At 63.1% G+C, this 18,430-nt stretch carries 16 protein-coding genes and 1 tRNA gene; 4 read left to right on the top strand and 13 right to left on the bottom strand.

The genetic code is table 11. The annotated features are described in order from the left end of the window. Positions 1-126: 126 nt before the first annotated feature. The 7 genes from AC3IYG_RS21845 to AC3IYG_RS21815 all read right to left on the bottom strand — a co-directional run bounded on the left by AC3IYG_RS21845 (position 127) and on the right by AC3IYG_RS21815 (position 7,768). Complete coding sequence (locus AC3IYG_RS21845; protein ID WP_489311563.1) at positions 127-1,293, bottom strand: ABC transporter substrate-binding protein; 1,167 nt, start codon at positions 1,291-1,293, stop codon at positions 127-129. Then, positions 1,290-2,105, bottom strand: coding sequence for an ABC transporter ATP-binding protein (locus tag AC3IYG_RS21840; RefSeq protein ID WP_489311562.1), 816 nt, complete (start codon positions 2,103-2,105; stop codon positions 1,290-1,292). The genes AC3IYG_RS21845 and AC3IYG_RS21840 overlap by 4 nt, the downstream gene beginning before the upstream one ends. Further along, positions 2,102-3,130: a FecCD family ABC transporter permease gene (locus AC3IYG_RS21835; protein ID WP_489313980.1), complete on the bottom strand. Its 1,029-nt coding sequence runs from the start codon at positions 3,128-3,130 to the stop codon at positions 2,102-2,104. Before AC3IYG_RS21835 ends, AC3IYG_RS21840 begins: the two co-directional genes overlap by 4 nt. 110 nt (positions 3,131-3,240) lie before the next feature. Beyond that, the gene (locus tag AC3IYG_RS21830) at positions 3,241-5,679 is read right to left on the bottom strand and encodes a TonB-dependent siderophore receptor (RefSeq protein ID WP_489311561.1); all 2,439 of its coding nucleotides are present in this window, start codon (positions 5,677-5,679) and stop codon (positions 3,241-3,243) included. Positions 5,680-5,783: 104 nt separating this feature from the next. Next, entirely contained in the window at positions 5,784-6,770 is a 987-nt protein-coding gene (locus tag AC3IYG_RS21825) for a FecR family protein (protein WP_489311560.1), read from the bottom strand. Next, positions 6,758-7,303, bottom strand: a complete 546-nt coding sequence (locus AC3IYG_RS21820) for a sigma-70 family RNA polymerase sigma factor (protein WP_489311559.1) — start codon at positions 7,301-7,303, stop codon at positions 6,758-6,760. Before AC3IYG_RS21820 ends, AC3IYG_RS21825 begins: the two co-directional genes overlap by 13 nt. A gap of 388 nt (positions 7,304-7,691) precedes the next feature. Beyond that, positions 7,692-7,768, bottom strand: a tRNA-Arg gene (locus AC3IYG_RS21815). 373 nt (positions 7,769-8,141) lie between these two features. On the opposite strand from AC3IYG_RS21815, the gene gabD reads away from it, so the two are divergent. Together gabD and gabT are read left to right on the top strand one after the other, a co-directional pair. Continuing rightward, on the top strand, positions 8,142-9,593 hold the full coding sequence (gene gabD, locus AC3IYG_RS21810; protein WP_489311558.1) for an NADP-dependent succinate-semialdehyde dehydrogenase: 1,452 nt from the start codon (positions 8,142-8,144) through the stop codon (positions 9,591-9,593). A 216-nt stretch (positions 9,594-9,809) separates the two neighbouring features. Continuing rightward, the gene (gene gabT, locus AC3IYG_RS21805) at positions 9,810-11,090 is read left to right on the top strand and encodes a 4-aminobutyrate--2-oxoglutarate transaminase (protein ID WP_489311557.1); all 1,281 of its coding nucleotides are present in this window, start codon (positions 9,810-9,812) and stop codon (positions 11,088-11,090) included. An 81-nt stretch (positions 11,091-11,171) separates the two neighbouring features. On the opposite strand, the gene AC3IYG_RS21800 is transcribed toward gabT, so the two are convergent. Next, on the bottom strand, positions 11,172-12,245 hold the full coding sequence (locus AC3IYG_RS21800) for a fatty acid desaturase (protein WP_489311556.1): 1,074 nt from the start codon (positions 12,243-12,245) through the stop codon (positions 11,172-11,174). 98 nt (positions 12,246-12,343) lie between these two features. Between AC3IYG_RS21800 and AC3IYG_RS21795 the strand changes: the two genes are divergently transcribed. Then, positions 12,344-13,357 carry an AraC family transcriptional regulator gene (locus AC3IYG_RS21795; protein ID WP_489311555.1) on the top strand — a complete coding sequence of 338 codons (1,014 nt, stop codon included), beginning with the start codon at positions 12,344-12,346 and terminating at the stop codon, positions 13,355-13,357. Between the two features lie 42 nt (positions 13,358-13,399). Here the strand turns inward: AC3IYG_RS21795 and AC3IYG_RS21790 are convergent, their stop codons facing one another. Further along, a complete protein-coding gene (locus tag AC3IYG_RS21790; RefSeq protein ID WP_489311554.1) occupies positions 13,400-14,086 on the bottom strand; it encodes a Crp/Fnr family transcriptional regulator in 687 nt (228 codons plus the stop codon). Between the two features lie 90 nt (positions 14,087-14,176). On the opposite strand from AC3IYG_RS21790, the gene AC3IYG_RS21785 reads away from it, so the two are divergent. Further along, entirely contained in the window at positions 14,177-14,701 is a 525-nt protein-coding gene (locus AC3IYG_RS21785) for an Mpo1 family 2-hydroxy fatty acid dioxygenase (RefSeq protein WP_489311553.1), read from the top strand. 48 nt (positions 14,702-14,749) lie between these two features. On the opposite strand, the gene AC3IYG_RS21780 is transcribed toward AC3IYG_RS21785, so the two are convergent. From AC3IYG_RS21780 to cysW, 4 genes are all read right to left on the bottom strand, one after another. Continuing rightward, positions 14,750-15,496 (bottom strand): hypothetical protein, encoded by a 747-nt coding sequence (locus AC3IYG_RS21780; RefSeq protein WP_489311552.1) that lies wholly within the window; start codon positions 15,494-15,496, stop codon positions 14,750-14,752. A 156-nt stretch (positions 15,497-15,652) separates the two neighbouring features. Further along, positions 15,653-16,444, bottom strand: coding sequence for a substrate-binding periplasmic protein (locus tag AC3IYG_RS21775; protein WP_489311551.1), 792 nt, complete (start codon positions 16,442-16,444; stop codon positions 15,653-15,655). A gap of 115 nt (positions 16,445-16,559) precedes the next feature. Then, on the bottom strand, positions 16,560-17,549 hold the full coding sequence (locus AC3IYG_RS21770; RefSeq protein WP_489311550.1) for a sulfate/molybdate ABC transporter ATP-binding protein: 990 nt from the start codon (positions 17,547-17,549) through the stop codon (positions 16,560-16,562). Positions 17,550-17,552: 3 nt separating this feature from the next. Further along, complete coding sequence (gene cysW / locus AC3IYG_RS21765; RefSeq protein ID WP_489311549.1) at positions 17,553-18,425, bottom strand: sulfate ABC transporter permease subunit CysW; 873 nt, start codon at positions 18,423-18,425, stop codon at positions 17,553-17,555. Positions 18,426-18,430: the final 5 nt, after the last annotated feature.

Genomic DNA, 18,430 nt, shown 5'->3' with positions numbered 1-18,430 from the left:
GGTGTGTTGGCTTTATGGGGTGTCCTGGGCAAGCCTGGTCATGCAGACTCCGGCGCTAAATCGACAGATGATCAGCGTCAGTCCAGGAATGCATACGCCGTAAGGCCCCGCGCTTAAAGGGCCGAGTCAGGTTTGCTCGGCCCAAGTGCGGCATTCAGCCGTGCCATCGAACGAGCGACTGACCTCCAACAGAATCGGCGCCGACGGCAGTTCGGTGAATCGCTCGATGATCTGCCGGTAGGTGTGCGCGGGATTGAGTTGCTGGAACTGACCTGGGTGGAGAATCCCGGCCAGGTATTCCAGGCCAACGATATTGAACACACTCTTGTAAAACTGGTGGTACAGCGCATGTACGCACGCTTGTGGCCGGGCTGCCGTTGCGCGCATGCCATGCCGTTGCATGAGGCTGACCAAGGCCTTTTGCGCCTCGGCGTCGGACGTCTGGTAGCCCAGCGGAATACTGCTGGAGCCGCTGCGCTGGCGCTGGCTTCCGGTCATCAGGTACGCATCCGGCTTGAGTCTTATCAGGGTTTCCAAGGCAATGTCGCCGCTGTTGCCGGTCAGGTAATCGGCGGCGAGGTTACGTCCACCGACCGCTTCGATCAGCAAACCCCAGCCGACACGGCCTTGCGCAAAGCAACAGTGATCGAGCCCCGACTGACCTGCGCGAATTTCCATGAAGACCCTCGGCGCTGGTTTTTTCGCGACCTGGGCGGTCAGCGGCGCCAGGTGTTCCCGGTAGAAACGGCTATAAGCCTCGGCACGTTCTTCGCGGTCGAGTAGCTGGCCGAGCAACTCGACGCTCCGCAGGGTGTTGTGCAGCGGGTCGGTCTCCAGGTCGACATACACCAGCGGGATATCCAGGCGCTGGAGAATCTCCGCCAGCGCTGTGCTCTCGATCCCGGCACGCGCCGAGAGTTGCGCGATGAGCAGATCCGGGCGCGTACGCAGCAAGGCTTCCTGATCCACCGAGCCGTTGTCGTCGAAGGCGATATCAGGTACCTGCGCGGCCAGGGGCCAGCGTTGCTTGAGCAACGCCCAGATACTGGGGTCGGACGAACCGAGCACATTGTTCCAGCCCGCCAGGCGCGCAAAGGGATTTTCACGGTCGAGCAGGGCGAGGGTCAGCAGGTCATTGCCGTCCTGCAGGAAAATCCGTTCCGGCGGCTTGTGCAAGGTCACCGTGCGACCGGCAACATCGATTACCTCGAGCGGATAGTTCTGCGCCGACAGTGCCGGCGGCAAAAGGCAGAACAACAGGCCCAAGGCCCAGCGGGAGATGAGCTTGATCATCGGCCGGCGCCTTGTTCGAGCGGCCCGTCCACCGCGATGTGCAAATGCCCGCGCGAGCACTGCTCGACCCGCGCGGCAACCTGGTAGACCTCGGCCAGCATCTGTGCGGTCAGGGCTTGATGGGCGGTGCCGGCGCAGTGCAGCCGGCCCTTGTTCAGTACCATCACGTCATCGGCCCAGCGTGCCGCAAGGCTGAGGTCATGCAGCACCGCGATGACGATGCGGCCGTCCTCGGCCAGTTCGCGGACCGTGCCCATGACCTGCGCCTGATGGCGCAAGTCGAGGGCGCTGGTGGGTTCGTCGAGCAGCAGCACGTCGGGTTGGCGAATGACCGCCTGGGCAAGGCTGACCATTTGCCGTTGCCCGCCGGAAAGCCGCTGCAACGGCAGCAGGGCTAAATGCTCGATGCCCAGACGAGTGAGCAAGGCATGGGCGCGCAGTTGCAAGTCGCGAGTGCTGTCCAATGCCGCGCCGGTAGTGCTGACCCGCAGCGCGCCCAGCATGGTTTCCAGCACACTCAGGGCGATGCCGTGGGGTAAGGCCTGTGGCATGAAACCGATTTTCTCGGCGCGTTGCGCCAGATGCATGCCCAGCAGCTCCTGCTCGCCCAGCTGGATGGAACCCTCGGTGGGCAGCAGGCCGGCAATTGCGCGCAGCAAGGTGGACTTGCCCGCAGCGTTGGGGCCAATCAAGGCGACCACGCGTCCGCGGCGCAATTCCGGCAGGGTCAGCCGTTCGATCACCCGTGCGCCGCCATAACCTACGTTCAAACCTTGCACGCGTAATCCCGCGCGGCCGTTTGCCAGGCTCATGCGCGCTCCCCGCGTTTGAACACCAAGGACAGAAAGATCGGTACACCGACCAGCGCGGTGACGATGCCCACCGGCAGAATCACCCCGGGTACCAGGGTTTTGCTGGCAATCGACGCCAGCGACATGACCAGGCCGCCGACCAGCACGCTGGCGGGCAGGAAGAAACGGTGGTCATCGCCGATCAGCAGCCGGGCAATGTGCGGGCCGACCAGCCCGATGAAGCCAATGGTGCCGACAAAGGCGACCGCCGTGGCGGCCAGCAGGCTGATGCGCAGCAGGGCGGCGAAACGCAGGCGCGCGATATCGATACCGAAGCTGTGGGCGCGCTCTTCGCCCAGGCGCAGCACCGTCATCGGCCAGGCGGCGCGCAAGGAAAACGGCAGCACGCAGAGCACCACCGCCAGCAGCACGTAGAGCTTTGGCCAACTCGCCCGGGCCAGGCTGCCCATGCTCCAGAACACCAGTTGTTGCAGGGCGCCGGGCGCCGCGATGTATTGCAGCAAGGCGACGGCGGCATTGAAGCTGAAGACCAGGGCGATGCCGAACAGCACCAGGGTTTCCATGCCGGCACCGCGCACCCGCGATACCGCTTGCAGGAGTAGCACCGAGGCGAAGGCGAAGACAAATGCGTTGGCGGACACCAGCCAGCTCGACGGCAGGCCGGGAATCCCCCAGTCGAGGATGAATGCCAGCGCCGCGCCGAACGAGGCCGCGGAAGACACGCCAAGGGTGAACGGGCTGGCCAGTGGGTTGTTGAGGATGGTCTGCATCTCCGCCCCGGCCAGCGACAATGCCATGCCGACCAGTACCGCCAGCAACGCGTAGGGTAGGCGCAACTCCCAGACGATCACCGCGACATCCGCTTCGCCACCTTGTGGGTCAAGCAGGGCGCCGAGGATTTGCGTCAGGGTGAAAGGCGTCGAGCCTGTGGTGATGTCGAAGGCCATGGCCGACAACAGGGCGCACACCAGCAGGGCGCAGAGTGCCAGGCGTTTATGCGTCAGCCGTTTGTAGCCGGCAATCATGTTCTGGGCAGCGCTATCGCTCAAAAAGGAAACTCGCTTATCAACAGGGACAAGTCGGCAGCACAGGGCTGCCGGTTTGTTCGGGGGAGGGTTGTCGCGAACCGGACGGACTAGAACTTGGCCGTCAGCGACGCCACGACCTGCGCGGGAGCTCCGGCGTAGATTTCAGTCGCCTCGGCTACGGTCTCGATGTACTTGCGATCCGTCAGGTTACGGCCGTTGAACGCGACCCGCAGGTTGTCGTCGATGTCATAGAACAGGCTGGCATCGAAGCGGGTGTAGCCAGAGACATCGAAATCGTTCGCCAGGTTGCCTTCGCGCTGCCCCACGCCGATGACCCCGGCACCGAAGCCCAGACCTTTGAGGTCGCCGTCTTGAATCTGGTAGGTGGACCACAGGGCACCGCTCAGGCGCGGTACGCCGGTGAGACGATTGCCTTCGACGATCGTCGTGTCCTCGGTAACTTCGGACTTCAAGCCACTCAGGTTGCCGATGATTCGCCAGCCCGGCATGGGTTGACCGCTGACGTCCAACTCGATGCCGCGCACCCGCTGCTCGCCGGTCTGCACGGTAAAGTCGGAGTCGTTCGGGTCGGTGGCCGCGACGTTTTGCCGGGTGATTTCGAACACGGCCAGGGTCGCTGACAACTGGCCGGGAATCAGCTCGAACTTGGCACCGGCTTCGTATTGTTCACCGGTCTCGGGGTCGAGAACTTTGCCATCCTGGCTGATGCTGGTTTGCGGGCGGAATGAGGTGCTGTAACTGGTGTACAGCGACAGCCAGTCGTTGGGTTGATAGACCACGCCGATTCGCGGGGTGACTTCGGATGCATCGATGTCGTTGCGCGTACGCGCCAGGTCCGCTTCCAACGTCTCGTTTGTCTGTTGCGTCTGGTCATAGCGCGCGCCAACCAGCAGCTTCCATTGCTCGTCGAGGGCAATCTGGTCTTGCAAGTAGAGGCTGTAAACGTCGACCCGGTTATCGACTTTCTGATTGAAGGCGAATGTACCTGGCTGGGCGCCATAGACCGGATCGTAGATGTCGATATCAGCGATGCTGGCACGATCCGCCGTGAGGTCGAGGCGGCCATGGACGTATTCGAAACCGGCGAGGGCGGTGTGCTCAAGGTCGCCTGTTGCAAACTTGGCGATGGCTTCGAACTGGCTGTCGAGGGTTTTCACCTCTTCCTCGGAGTCGGTCACGCGGCGGCGCAGCGTGCGTCCATCACTGCGTATGTCGCGTGGGTCGACACTGAAACGGTCATTGCGGCCGGAGTCCATGCGCGTCACCTGGCGCAGGGTCAACCAGTCGTTGAGGTCATGCTCGATGCGCAGGGTCACGGCGGTCTTTTTGGCTTCCTGGCGCGACCAGGATTCGCCGAGAAAGCGATCAGCCGGCAGGTCGACCTTGCCATTCACGGCCACCAGGCCACGGTCGAACTGACCGGACTGCTCGGTGTATTCGAGGTCGAGGTTGACCCGCGTGTCCTCACCCGCCTGCCAAAACAGCGAGGGGGCAATGAAGGTGCGCTCGTTGTCTCGGTACGTGTCGCGGAAACCACGGTCGGTCTGGCTGGCCAGGGTCAGTCGCCCGGCCAGGTTCTGTTGCGGGTCGAGGGTCCCTGTGAGGTCAGCTTCCAAGCGGTAGAAGTCCCGGGTGCCGGCCTGCACCTGAACCCGCCCTTCCGGCTCGAAGGCCGGCCGGCGCGTGACCATATTGATCAGCCCACCGGGGTCGCCGCGGCCATACAGCACTGAGGCCGGGCCCTTGAGCACTTCGACCCGCTCGACGTTGGCGAGGTCGCGCAGCACTTCCGGGCGCTCGGCAATCGGGCTGCTCATGACCCCGTCGGTGGCATAGGACACCGCGCGAAAACCGCGCACCACAAAGGTGTCGGCGGTGCCCGCGCGGGTGCTGCTCGGCTGCACGCTGCTGACATTGCTCAGGGCATCGCTCAAGCGCGTTACCTGCTGGTCCTGCAACACTTCGCGCGGAACCACCTGGATCGATTGCGGGATGTCGCGCAATGCGGTGTCGGTCTTGGTGCCGGTGGCGCTGCGGCTGGCACGATAGCCGTCGACCGGGCCATTGGCGGTTTCCTGCGGGCTTGTCGACTGAATGCTGATAGGCCCCAGGTCGAGGCTGGCGCCATTCTGTTTACGGGTCAACACCAGCGTGCGGTCAGCAGCCATCGACCAGTTGATCGGTTGGCCGGCGAGTAAACGCTGCAGACCTTGCTCGACGCTGTAGTGCCCCACCAGTGCTGAGGCTTGCTTGCCGGTGGTCAGCCCGGCTTCGAGGCTGATCTGCATATCGGCCTGGCGGCCAAAGGCATTCAGAGCATTGGCAAGCGGCTGGGCGGGAATATTGAAGTCGTAGCTCAGGTTTGCCGGAGTTTGTTCCGTTGTCGGAGTCTGTGCGGGTCGCACCTCGATAGTCCGTGCCAAGGCGCCGCTGCTGACAGCCATCGCCAGCAGCGTCAGCGCGGTGGCCAAGGCTGGGCTTGCGCACTGGGTAAGGCGGTATTGCAACGTTGATCGATTGCTCATCGGGTGCCCTTGCTGGTCTTAATCGCGACTCATTCGCAATTTAAAAAACAGAAAGACGAAGCCCGGCGGATTTTTTTCCACGAAAAGCGAAATATTTTTCTGCGCTACTTGAGCACCATCAGCAATGGCGAGAGCGTCAACACTTCAGCCTCGAAGGGCGAGGCCAGCGCTTGCAGGGCCCGTTGCGTATCGTGCAGGTCATAGAGGCCGGTGACCCGCTGCTCGGCCAGTTGCGGATTGGCGATGACGATCCAGCCCTGGTGAAAGCGGCGTAACTCCTCAATCACCTCGGCCACGCTGGCATTGTCGAAGAACACTTTGCCGCTCTGCCAGGCCGCGACCTCGGTCGGCGCGATCTGCGAATGAGCGAGTGCGCCGCTTTGCCGATCAATCTGCAGTTGCTGGCCAACTGTCAGCCGCTGATCCAGCGTCTGTCCCGGTGTCGCGCTACTGACGCCGACGGTGCCTTCGCGCACGGCAACGCTGAGTCGCGAAGGCTCCAGGCGCACACTGAACTGGGTGCCGAGAACACGCACGTCGATGCCTGCAGCTGCGATCACGAAGGGCCGGCTGGCGTCGTGGGCGACCTGGAAGAATCCTTCTCCGCTCAACAGCTTGATCTGTCTTCTGCCAGCCTTGAAGTCAATGTCCACGGCGCTGTTCGGCGCCAGGGTCAGCAGGCTGCCGTCATCCAGTTGCAGTTGGCGAACTTCACCGCTGCCGGTGCTCAGGTCCGCCAGCAGCCGTTGCGGCAGCGATGATTGCACCAGCACCGCCACGCCGAAGATACAGGCCGCGGCCGCCAGGCGAGGCGCCCAGCGGCGTCGACCTATCACCGGTGGTTTTGCGGGCGCGCTGATTGGCGTTACGTCGGCGCTCGGCGCCTGCTCGGGCTGGATCGTTGCAAGCCCGCCCAGGCAACTCCAGGCTTGGCTGACCTGAGCCCAGGCCTGAGCGTGTTCGTTGGAGGCCAGCAACCAGGCTTCAAACTGCCCCATACACTCGGGCTCGGCCTCCAGGCGCAGCAGCCAGTCGGCCGCCTGTTCGCGGCAGCGCTCTTGCGAGGAGGCGTCGTTGGTCAACCGTTGCACGGGGTGCGATCCTTGTTCTCTGGTGTCCTGCCAGGCTCGTCTGCGGCCAGTCTCGCCGCGAGATGAACGACAGAGTCTCTGACCAAGCGATGGGCAGTGGTCAGCGATACGTTCAAGTGCTCAGCAATCTGCTGCAAAGTATAACCACCGATGCGGTGCATCTTTACCGCCCTCTGCGCTTGTTCCGGCAGCTCGGCCAATGCCGCTGCGACCTGGCGCATTTGGTCGGTCTGCAGCAAGTGCTGTTCTGGAGAGTGCGTGGCGCCAGGTTGCATCCACTCTGGTGGAGTTTCCTGCTGGCGGCGTTCGGCGGCGTGACGCCGTGTTACATCCAGAGCCAGGTTGCGCACGATTCGATAGAGATAAGCCAGAGGCTGTTCGATCGGCTTTTCATTGAGGGCGACAAAGCGCAGAAAGGCATCCTGCACGATATCTTCGGCCATCATCCGCTCTCCCACGACCGATTGGGCATAATTGATCAGGTTGATCCGGTGCGCCTGGTAGAGCCCAAGTTTCGCAGCGTCGTGAGTCACGGTTTCAATCTCGAAATCACAAAGTCCAGTGATGCTTACGCATGTGAGTTCGGGGGCTGAGGGAGAGGCAGACGATAGACTAAATGCGATTTATTATCAATTGTGCCGAATGGCTCAGAGGCAGACAGGCCGGTTGTTGTACCTAGCTATCTAACTGCCGAAGTTGTCGTTCGGTTGGCGTCTTCAGCCATGGCCTCTACGCCAGGGCACAGGCTGTCTCTCCCGACAAGACCAAGAAGCCGACCTCTGATCGAAGCCAGGCGCGAAATCCCGCGGCTCCGAGCCAGATGCGCCACCTCGCAGAGGTGCGCAGAAACAACAAAGCCCGCACAGGGCGGGCTTCGTGGGGTGTTTCGTAGACTGTCAGAGACAGGTTGAAACAGCTATTTGGTGCACCAGGCGGGATTCGAACCCACGACCCCTGCCTTCGGAGGGCAGTACTCTATCCAGCTGAGCTACTGGTGCGTTGCGGGCGCCATGATACGCATCTCGTTGGCGGGCGTCCATGCCAGGGTAACTTGTTCGTGATATTGAACGAAAGTAGTAGATTGCTCAGCCAATGATCAGAAAAGCGTCACTTTTGTGGACTTTTCGTTAATTTTTTCGAACGGACTATTGCCCTTTGACCGTCACGACCCTAGGATTCGTTTGAGATTTCAAACGCCTTTGGCGCGAACACAGACATACCGTACTCAGCGGCCTGCTCCTTGTTCCAATTGCCGCCGTTGAGCCAAATCGGTACGACGGTCATCCACTCTTTCTGACTGCAGCTGTCTAAGCTGGGTCGAGTCATATTAATTCTGCCCGGTACCTGTGTGTCGGGGTAAAGGAGACGGCTATGCAACTCAAAGACGCCCAACTGTTCCGCCAGCAAGCCTATATCGATGGCGCCTGGGTCGACGCTGACAACGGCCAGACCATCAAGGTCAACAACCCGGCCACCGGCGAGATCCTCGGTACTGTACCGAAAATGGGCGCCGTCGAAACCCGTCGCGCCATCGAAGCGGCTGACAAGGCCCTGCCGGCCTGGCGCGCACTGACCGCCAAGGATCGCGCCAACAAGCTGCGCCGCTGGTTCGAACTGTTGATCGAAAACCAGGACGACCTCGGCCGCCTGATGACCCTGGAGCAGGGCAAGCCGCTGACCGAAGCCAAGGGCGAGATCGTCTACGCCGCCTCCTTTATCGAGTGGTTCGCCGAAGAAGCCAAGCGCGTCTATGGCGACGTCATTCCTGGCCACCAGCCCGACAAGCGGCTGATTGTGATCAAGCAACCGATCGGCGTGACCGCGGCCATTACTCCGTGGAACTTCCCGGCAGCGATGATCACCCGGAAAGCCGGCCCGGCCCTGGCCGCCGGCTGCACCATGGTGATCAAACCGGCCAGCCAGACGCCGTTCTCGGCCCTGGCGCTGGTCGAGCTGGCGCACCGTGCCGGTATTCCCCAAGGCGTGCTCAGTGTGGTCACCGGCAGCGCCGGCGACATCGGCGGCGAGCTGACCAGTAACCCGATCGTGCGCAAACTGTCCTTCACCGGCTCTACCGAAATCGGTCGCCAACTGATGGCCGAGTGCGCGAAAGACATCAAGAAAGTCTCGCTGGAGCTGGGTGGCAATGCGCCGTTCATCGTCTTCGACGACGCCGATCTGGATGCCGCCGTCGAAGGCGCGCTGATCTCCAAATACCGCAACAATGGCCAGACCTGCGTCTGCGCCAACCGCCTGTACATTCAGGACGGCGTGTATGACGCGTTTGCCGAGAAGTTGAAAGTCGCGGTGGCCAAGCTGAACATCGGCAATGGCCTGGAAGCCGGCATCACTACGGGCCCGCTGATCGACGACAAGGCCGTGGCCAAGGTCCAGGAGCATATCGCCGATGCGCTGAGCAAGGGCGCCAAGCTGGTGGCGGGCGGCAAACCGCACAGCCTGGGCGGCAGTTTCTTCGAGCCGACCATTCTGATCGACGTGCCGAAGAACGCGGCCGTGGCCAAGGAAGAAACCTTCGGCCCACTGGCGCCGCTGTTCCGCTTCAAAGATGAAGCCGACGTGATTGCCCAGGCCAATGACACCGAGTTCGGTCTGGCGTCTTACTTCTATGCCCGCGACCTCGGCCGTGTGTTCCGCGTGGCGGAAGCGCTGGAGTACGGCATGGTTGGCATTAACACTGGGCTGATTTCCAACGAAGTGGCACCATTCGGCGGTATCAAGGCGTCGGGCCTGGGCCGTGAAGGCTCCAAGTACGGCATCGAGGATTACCTCGAAATCAAATATCTCTGCCTGGGTGGGATCTAAGCTCCGCTCGGAGGGTTGTGGTCAGCGATAACCGTGCTGGGTGTTGCCAAAGAGCCGGCCTTACCCAGCCCATGAACTGACAAAGCAGCACCGCAACAAAGAACCCTGAGCAGTCGGCAGGGCCGTGGCAGTCGATCATCGTATGCTGCCCGCGCCTTTCCCCGGCTGCGTTAATCCTTGAGCCACGCCGCCCGATGAGCGGCGAATGAGGACTTTATGAGCAAGACCAACGAATCCCTGATGCAACGCCGCCAGGCGGCCGTACCGCGCGGCGTCGGCCAGATCCACCCGATCTTCGCCGAGTCGGCGAAGAACGCCAGCGTGATCGACGTCGAAGGGCGTGAATACATCGACTTCGCCGGCGGTATCGCGGTGCTCAATACCGGCCACCTGCACCCGAAAATCATTGCCGCGGTGCAGCAGCAGCTGACCAAGCTGACCCACACCTGCTTCCAGGTACTGGCCTATGAGCCCTACGTGGAAGTCTGTGAAAAGGTCAACGCCAAGGTGCCGGGCGATTTCGCCAAGAAAACCCTGCTGGTCACCACCGGTTCTGAAGCGGTGGAAAACGCCGTGAAGATCGCCCGTGCCGCCACCGGTCGTGCCGGCGTCATCGCCTTCACCGGTGGCTACCACGGCCGCACCATGATGACCCTCGGTCTGACCGGCAAGGTCGTTCCGTACTCGGCCGGCATGGGCCTGATGCCCGGCGGTATCTTCCGTGCGCAGTACCCGTGCGAACTGCATGGCGTCAGCAGCGATGACGCGATCGCCAGCATCGAGCGGATCTTCAAGAACGACGCCGAGCCGAAAGACATCGCCGCGATCATCATCGAGCCGGTACAGGGCGAGGGTGGTTTCTACGTCGCGCCGAAAGACTTCATGAAGCGCCTGCGCGCGCTCTGCGATCAGCACGGCATCCTGCTGATCGCCGACGAAGTACAGACTGGCGCGGGCCGTACCGGCACCTTCTTCGCCATGGAACAGATGGGCGTGACTGCCGACCTGACCACCTTCGCCAAATCCATCGCTGGCGGCTTCCCGCTGGCCGGCGTGTGCGGTAAGGCGGAGTACATGGACGCCATCGCCCCGGGCGGCCTGGGCGGCACCTATGCCGGCAACCCGCTGGCGTGCGTGGCTGCGTTGGCAGTGATGGATGTGTTCGAGGAAGAGCACCTGCTGGATCGCTGCAAAGCGGTCGGCGAGCGCCTGGTGACCGGCCTCAAGGCCATTCAGGTCAAGCACAAGAGCATCGGTGATGTGCGCGCCCTCGGCGCCATGATCGCCGTCGAGTTGTTCGAAGACGGCGACCACCACAAGCCGGCGGCCGCACTGGTCAATGCCGTGGTGGCCAAGGCTCGCGACAAGGGTCTGATCCTGCTGTCCTGCGGTACCTATGGCAACGTCCTGCGCGTGCTGGTGCCGATCACCGCCGAAGACGCACTGCTGGACAAAGGCTTGGCGATTATCGCCGAGTGCTTCGACGAACTCGCCTAGGGCTCACCAGCCAGGCAGTCCTGAGACCCGCTTCGGCGGGTCTTTTTTTGCCCGGAGCGCTGCGGGTGCACAGCGTTGCGCTCAGGCGACCTGGGTCTGCTGCTGTGCAGGCTCGGTCCGGGCGGCGCGCGTCCAGCGGTTGGCGCGGGCGAAGGTGCCGAAGTCGTTGAAGCGCACACCGGCTTCACGCATCACCTGGTGGGCGAAGGGCACCGTCAGCTGGCGGATGTAGAAGGGTTCCTTGACCACGAAGTGGTGGATCGCATGGCTGCTGCCGAAGTTGAAGCAGAACGCCTGCAACGGCCACAGCCACCACGGGTTGAGCACTTGGCATTGCTGCAGCACGTTGCCGGCTTCGATATCGCCGTAATAGTGCATGTTCGAGCTGACGAAGTGCAGGCAGAAGGTGCGCAGCACGTTGGGAGCGACCAGCACCACCACGGCGATATTGACCGCGTCCATCAGCGCCAGGGTGTTTGCCGACCACTCGATCGGCGCGCTCAGCAGGCTGGCGATGCCATTGGCGGCGTGAAAGCCGAGAAACACATACCAGGTGCCCCAGTTCAGCAGGCCCAGCGGCGCGTAGCCCTTGACGGTGCGGGTGATGATCGACCATTTGTGCTGGAGAGTATTGGCCCGCAAAAAGCGGATAAAGGACGACATCATGTTGTCGCCGACCATCAGCAGGCGGGCGATACCCCAGGGCTCGCCGTTGGTGATGGCGCGCTCTTCCAGGTCGGTCTCGCTGCCGGAAACCTTGTGATGATTGAGGTGCAGATGGCGCCGAACCCAGGGGCTGATGGTGCTCGGTCGCGCCAGCCAGACCAGGCCCATCATCAGGTTGTGCGGCACCCGCTGCTTGCGGAAATACATCGAGTGGATCAGGTCGTGTTCCAGTTCGTGGGTCAGCGAGGCGAAGAACGCATTCAGCAGCAGGCAGGCCCACCAGGCCATGTAGCCGCCGACATAGAGCGCGGCGCTGCCGAGCATGCCGGCCAAGGCGAGGGCCAGGATGCCGGCGCCGAGGGCATCCTGGTGCTTGAGAATCGGGAAGCGCTGGCGCAATTCGACGCCATGGGCCATCACCACTTCGCGGATATGCGCAGCGCGTTGTTGCGCATTCTGGTTCACGGGGCTTGCAGGAGACGGGGACATGCTTACATCCTCTAATTAACGTGAGCCTACTGTGCCGTGCTGCGGCCGATGCGGCCCGACCACGAACGCCAACCTGTTGACCGGATGCGCCAATCTGCATGACTGCCGAACCCACTTCCCTCGCCAGTTGGACCCGCGCCCTGCGCAAGCAACTCGACGCCCTGGGCCTCGACAGCGCCGCCCTGTGCCGCGAAGCGGGGCTCGACCCGGCGTTGATGGAGCACCCGAACGCGCGCTACCCGCTGTCGGCGACCACCCGTTTGTGGCAGTTGGCGGTGGCCGCCAGCGGTGATCCGGCACTGGGTTTGAAGACTTCGCAGTTCGTCAGCCCGACCAGTTTCCACGCCCTCGGTTATGCCCTGGTGGCCAGCACCAGCCTGCGCGAGGTGTTCGAGCGCATCGTGCGTTATCACCAGGTGGTCAGCGATGCCTTGAGCCTGGAGCTGACGCGGGTGGGTGAGCGTTACGAGTTCCGCCTGCGCGTGCCGGCGGGCAGCCCGGCGCCGGCGGACGAGGCCGTGGATGCCTTCGTCGCCATCTACGTGCGTACCTGCCGCAACCGCCTCGGCCGCGACTTCGCGCCGTTGGCGGTGTATCTGCGCCGTTCCGCGCCGACGGATCCGCAGCCATGGCATGACGTGCTGCGCGCGCCGGTGTTCTTCGGCGCCGGGGAGAACCTGCTGCAGTTCGCCGGCGCGGCCTTCGACAGCTTGCTCGAAGATGGCAACCCGGAGCTCGCCGAGCACAACGAGGCAGTGCTCAAACGCACCCTCGAACACCTGCAGCCGCTGACCTGGGAGCGCCGCGTGCGCGCCTGCCTGGAGGCGCAATTACCCAATGGCGAACCATCCGCCGAGCGCATCGCCCAGACCTTGCACCTGAGTTTGCGCAGCCTGCAACGGCACCTCGCCGATGAGGGCTGCAGCTATGAACAGCTGCTCAGCGACACTCGCCAAAGCCTGGCCCTGCAGCATATGCGCGACCCGCATTGCTCGATCGGCGAGGTTGCCTACCTGCTCGGTTTTGCCGATAGCAGCAGTTTCAGCCGCGCCTTCAAGCGCTGGACCGGGCAGTCGCCGAGCCAATACCGCGAAGGCCTGGTGCGTGGCTGACGGGTTGGGAGTGCCATGCGTTATGGGTCGTGTGTCGAGCGCTCAAGCCTGCGCAGCTTGGCGCAGGCGCGGCAGGTCGAGGATTTCGATTTCGCCGTAGGTCAGGCGCAGGATGCCCTGGGCCTGCAGCTCCTTGAGGATCTGGTTGGTGGTCTGGCGCGAGATCGCCAGCATCAGCGCCAGTTGTTCCTGGGCCAGGTGAATCACCCGCCGTGGCCCGCCCTCGCCGTAATTTTCCGCGATCATCAGCAGGCGCCGGGCCAGGCGCGGTGCGGCGGGCAGCAGGCTGATCTCCTCCAGGGTGATAAAGGCCAAGCGCAGCTTCTGGCTCATCAGCAGGGCGAAGTCGCGCCAGTAGTGCGGTTCGCGCTGGAGCAGGTCGAGCAGCACCGTTTGCGGTACCTGCAGCAGGGTTGCCGGCCCTTCGGCGAAGGCGTCGTGGGTGCGCGGCTGGTTGTCGAACAGGGAAATCTCGCCGAACCAGTAAGGCGGCTCCACCAGGGTCAGCAAGGCTTCCTTGCCACTCGCGCTGACCGCGCCAACACGAATCGCACCTTCCACCACCGCATACACACCGCAGGGTTGGTCGCCGCGCCTGAACAGCCGCTGCCCGGCTTCCAGGCGGCGAACCCGGGCGTTACCCAGCAACGCCTCCTGCAGCCCGCTGGGCACGGCGCTGAACCAGTGGCCGGTGAGCAGGAGCGGGCGATAGTGCAGGGCATCGGGCATGGATTTTCCAAGGGTTTGTCGGCTAGCTGACAGAGCTGGAGCGTGGTTAGGGGGCATTATCGGCTGAGCAAACCCCGAGGAATAACAAAAATGAAAACCCTGATTGATCACCTTGGCCAATACGCGACCTATCACCGTGACCGGCGCAATATTTTCACTCACTTCATCGGTGTACCGCTGATCGTCTTTGCCGTCACCGCGTTGCTGTCCCGGCCCGGATTGTCCGCGTTGGGTCTGTGGTGGTCGCCGGCGCTGCTCGCCGCCTTGGCCTCGGCAGTGTTCTACCTGCGCCTGGATCTGCGTTTCGGCCTGCTGATGACGGCGCTGCTCGGCCTCAGCCTGTGGGGTGGCCAGGTGCTGGCGGTGCAATCGACCCTGATCTGGTTGAGTGCCAGCGTCGGGTTGTTCGTGCTCGGCTGGATCATCCAGTTCATCGGTCATTACTACGAGGGCCGCAAGCCGGCTTTCGTCGATGACGTGATGGGGCTGATGATCGGCCCGCTGTTCGTGGTCGCCGAGTTGGCGTTCCTGCTCGGCCTGCGAGATGAAGTCCGCCTGGCGGTCGAAGAGCGCGCCGGCCCCACCTGCATCCGCGCTCCCAAAGCCCTGGTCTGAAGCGTTTGGGCACGCAGGTCGGCGCTGAGCGCCAACCTGCGTGCTGGCTCAGTTCAAGCTCATCAACTGCTCGGTCAGAGTGCGCGCGTGGCGATCCACGGTGGTGGGGGCGAATGGCCGGCCAGAGCTGCTGGTCAGGGCGCTGACACCGCTGTTCATGTCGTTCAGGGCGACCTTCAGGTAGCTCCAGCGGGTTTTGATTTTGCCGATCGCCGGGCCGTCCTTGTCGTTCATGCTCATGAATTGGTTGTCGATATCCGGAACCAGCACCCGTTCATCCTGGCCGAGGTACTGCTCGCCGTGTTCGCGGGCGAGCTCGAAGCTGCCGATGTAGGAGCGGAACAGGTACTGCACCGAGAGGTATTCGACCTTGACCGGCAATTCGGCCTGCGCGGTTTCGGCGCTCAGACCATGGGCGCTCAGCAGAAAGTCGCGCAGCGCCTTGCTCAGCTCTTTCTGGTAAGCCCAGGGCACATCCTCCTCATTGGGGCCGAAGGAAACACCACGGCGAATCTGGGTAACAAGTTCCTGGTGGGTTTGGCGTAACCCGTCACTCATCTGCGAGCTGCTTTGCAGCGCTGCGGCGAGGGCGGCGAGGTCGCTGTCCACGCGCTGGGCATAGTCGGTCTGGAAGCCCTCACCGCGATACAGCAGCAAACTGCTGGTGGCGCGGCAGGCATAGACCTGCATCTGTTCCTGGGGCGTCTGGGCTTGAGCCATAGTCGGCAGCCAGAGGCTCGCCACTAGCCCAAGAGTGCAGATGAGTATGTTGCGAACCAAAGGCTTACAACGCATGCCAAGGTGCTCCTTATTATTGTTGTTGTGAGCAGTCGGGCCGGGGCAACGCCCGCCTGACCACGGTACAAGCCTACTCTGCCTGTGGCTGACGCAAATAACCCGAAAGGTTGATTTACACAGTGAATGAGCGGCGCTCAGGGCGTTGGCTTGACGTTAAAACGCTTGCGTCTCGCTGTGCGGGGTGACGACTTGCAGGCGCATGGCCCGGCGCCACTCCTGCAGTTCGCCGCTGGCCTTGAGCTGCTGGTAGGCGGCCTCCAGGCGTTGGCGCAGCAGTTCGCTGCGCTTGGGTTGGCGCGAAAAGATCAACCCCAGCGGCAGGCTGTGCAACGTCAGCGCCGGCAGCGGCGGGCGCTGGCTTTGCTGCAGGGCGTCTTCGACCGGCATCTGGTAGTCGAGGAGGTAGTCGGCGCGGCCCTTGTCGAGCAGTTCGATGGCCACCAGGTGGCTGTGGATGGTTTGCAGCGCCAGCCCGAGGCTCTGGTCCTCCAGCAGTTTGCGGGCTTCCGGAGCCCAGTAGGTGAAGCCGTGGATCAGCAGCAGGCGTTTGCCGAGCAGGTCCTGCGGCAGCCGCGGCGGCGGTTGGCCAGCGGGGTAGTAAAGGTTGAGGTCGAGCGAGCCGATCACTTCGCTGCCGTTCAGTGTGTGTTCGCGCAGCAGGGGGTTGCCCAGGGCGCCGAGCGTCACTTCGGTCGAGCCATCCAGCAGGTTCTTGTACAGCCGCGCAGGCGGATAGGGCGTCATCTCGACCGGCAGCCCGGCCAGTTCGAACAGGCGTTCGGCAAAATCGATCATCGAGCCGGCGGGTTTGCCGAGGGGGTCCAGGTAAGAGTAGGGCGGGAACTCCAGAAAGCCGACGCGCACGGGAGGGGTGAGCCGATCTTCTGCCTGACCCTGGGTGATGACCAGCAACAGAGCCAGCAGGCTGCGGCGCAAAAGGCTCATGTCAGTGAACTTCCTTGCTCAAGGAGGGCTGCCGCGGCCACGGCTGGCCGTGTGTGTAGCGCTAGGAGCTGAGTGTAGTGAGTCGTGGCCGGCGTTCAAGGCCGGCCACGCGGGCTCAGAGACCGGTCAGCGGTTGCCAGACCTTGGGTTTGAAGTACAACGTTTCACCGCGTGCCAGGCCCGCCAGGCTGTCATGGTCCTTGACCACTTCCGCTTCGATCGGCTCATCCTGCCCGGCGACCTTGAGGGTCACGCGGGTGATCGCACCCAGCGGGCGGATATCGCGGACTTCGGCCGGCTGATGGCCTTCCACGGCGTTGCGCGACAGCGAAACCTCATGGGGGCGGAACAGCAGGTGGTGATCGTCGCCCATATGCAGGCGATTGGAGTCACCCAGGAAGTGGTAGACGAAGTCGCTGGCCGGGTTCTCGTAGACCTCGCCCGGCGAGCCGATCTGCTCGATCACGCCTTTGTTCATCACCACGATGCGGTCGGCGACTTCCATCGCTTCTTCCTGGTCGTGGGTGACGAATACCGAAGTCAGGTTGATGTCTTCGTGCAAGCGCGCCAGCCAGCGGCGCAGCTCTTTACGCACCTTGGCATCCAGCGCGCCGAAGGGTTCGTCGAGCAGCAGCACTTTCGGCTCCACCGCCAGGGCACGGGCCAGGGCGATACGCTGGCGCTGGCCGCCGGAGAGCTGTTCCGGGTAGCGGTCGGCGAGCCAGTCGAGCTGGACCATGTTCAGCAGTTCGTGAACCTTCACGGCGATCTGGCTTTCAGTCGGCCGCTCGTGCTTGGGCTTCATGCGCAGGCCGAAGGCGACGTTGTCGAACACTGTCATGTGGCGGAACAGCGCGTAGTGCTGAAACACGAAACCGACGTTGCGATCGCGCACGTCATGCCCGGACACATCCTCGCCGTGGAACACGATGCTGCCCTTATCGGGCGTTTCCAGGCCGGCGATGATCCGCAGCAGAGTGGTTTTGCCGCAACCGGACGGGCCGAGCAGGGCCACCAGTTCGCCGCTCTGGATATCCAGGTTGATGTCGTTCAGGGCCTTGAAGGCGTTGAAGTTCTTGCTGACGTTACGGACTTCGATACTCATGAATTATTCCTCCGCGTCGCTGTGACGTAGGCGGGCTAAACGGGCTTCGCTCCACTGCTTGAGCAGCAGGATGAACAGCGCCAGGATCAGCAGCAGGCTGGCGACGCTGAAGGCGGCGACGTGGTTGTATTCGTTGTAGAGAATCTCGACGTGCAGCGGCAGGGTGTTGGTGACGCCGCGGATATGCCCGGAGACCACCGACACCGCGCCGAACTCGCCCATGGCCCGCGCCGTGCAAAGCACCACGCCGTAGATCAGGCCCCATTTGATGTTCGGCACGGTCACATGCCAGAACATCTGCCAGCCGTTGGCACCGAGCAGGCGCGCGGCTTCTTCTTCCTGGGTACCCTGTTCCTGCATCAGCGGGATCAGCTCGCGGGCCACGAACGGCACAGTGACGAAAATGGTCGCCAGTACGATGCCCGGCACGGCGAACACGATCTGGATATCGCGGTCCTGCAGCCAGGGGCCGAAAAAGCCCTGGGCGCCGAACAGCAGCACGTAGATCAGGCCGGCGATCACCGGCGACACCGAGAACGGCAGGTCGATCAGGGTCACCAGGATGCTCTTGCCGCGGAACTCGTATTTGCTCACGCACCAGGCGGCACAGACGCCGAACACCACATTGAGCGGCAGCGAGATCGCCACGGCGATCAACGTCAGCTTGAGGGCGGACAGCGCGTCCGGCTCGAAGATCGCGCTGAAGAAAGGCCCAATGCCCAGCTTCAAACCTTCCGACACCACCACATACAGCGGCAGCAGCAGAAACAGGCCGAACACCAGCCAGGCCAGGGTGATCAGCACCCGCCGGGCGATGGCACTGCCGCGCCGGGCGGCGTTGGCCGAGGAGGCGGCGGTTAGCGTTGCAGTAGACATGTCGC

This window comes from Pseudomonas sp. KH_027 (genome assembly GCF_057838565.1).
The sequence above is the reverse complement of the archived record's forward strand: the minus strand, read 5'-3'. Positions and strand labels throughout refer to the sequence as shown.

Bases quoted from the DNA above. Each gene is read 5' to 3' on its own strand.
- AC3IYG_RS21785 (WP_489311553.1), top strand. From the start codon at position 14,177: ATGAAAACCCTGATTGATCACCTTGGCCAATACGCGACCTATCACCGT.
- AC3IYG_RS21840 (WP_489311562.1), bottom strand. From the start codon at position 2,105: ATGAGCCTGGCAAACGGCCGCGCGGGATTACGCGTGCAAGGTTTGAAC.
- AC3IYG_RS21795 (WP_489311555.1), top strand. From the start codon at position 12,344: ATGACTGCCGAACCCACTTCCCTCGCCAGTTGGACCCGCGCCCTGCGC.
- AC3IYG_RS21790 (WP_489311554.1), bottom strand. From the start codon at position 14,086: ATGCCCGATGCCCTGCACTATCGCCCGCTCCTGCTCACCGGCCACTGG.
- cysW (WP_489311549.1), bottom strand. From the start codon at position 18,425: ATGTCTACTGCAACGCTAACCGCCGCCTCCTCGGCCAACGCCGCCCGG.
- AC3IYG_RS21770 (WP_489311550.1), bottom strand. From the start codon at position 17,549: ATGAGTATCGAAGTCCGTAACGTCAGCAAGAACTTCAACGCCTTCAAG.
- gabT (WP_489311557.1), top strand. From the start codon at position 9,810: ATGAGCAAGACCAACGAATCCCTGATGCAACGCCGCCAGGCGGCCGTA.
- AC3IYG_RS21835 (WP_489313980.1), bottom strand. From the start codon at position 3,130: ATGATTGCCGGCTACAAACGGCTGACGCATAAACGCCTGGCACTCTGC.
- AC3IYG_RS21830 (WP_489311561.1), bottom strand. From the start codon at position 5,679: ATGAGCAATCGATCAACGTTGCAATACCGCCTTACCCAGTGCGCAAGC.
- AC3IYG_RS21780 (WP_489311552.1), bottom strand. From the start codon at position 15,496: ATGCGTTGTAAGCCTTTGGTTCGCAACATACTCATCTGCACTCTTGGG.
- AC3IYG_RS21775 (WP_489311551.1), bottom strand. From the start codon at position 16,444: ATGAGCCTTTTGCGCCGCAGCCTGCTGGCTCTGTTGCTGGTCATCACC.
- gabD (WP_489311558.1), top strand. From the start codon at position 8,142: ATGCAACTCAAAGACGCCCAACTGTTCCGCCAGCAAGCCTATATCGAT.
- AC3IYG_RS21800 (WP_489311556.1), bottom strand. From the start codon at position 12,245: ATGTCCCCGTCTCCTGCAAGCCCCGTGAACCAGAATGCGCAACAACGC.
- AC3IYG_RS21845 (WP_489311563.1), bottom strand. From the start codon at position 1,293: ATGATCAAGCTCATCTCCCGCTGGGCCTTGGGCCTGTTGTTCTGCCTT.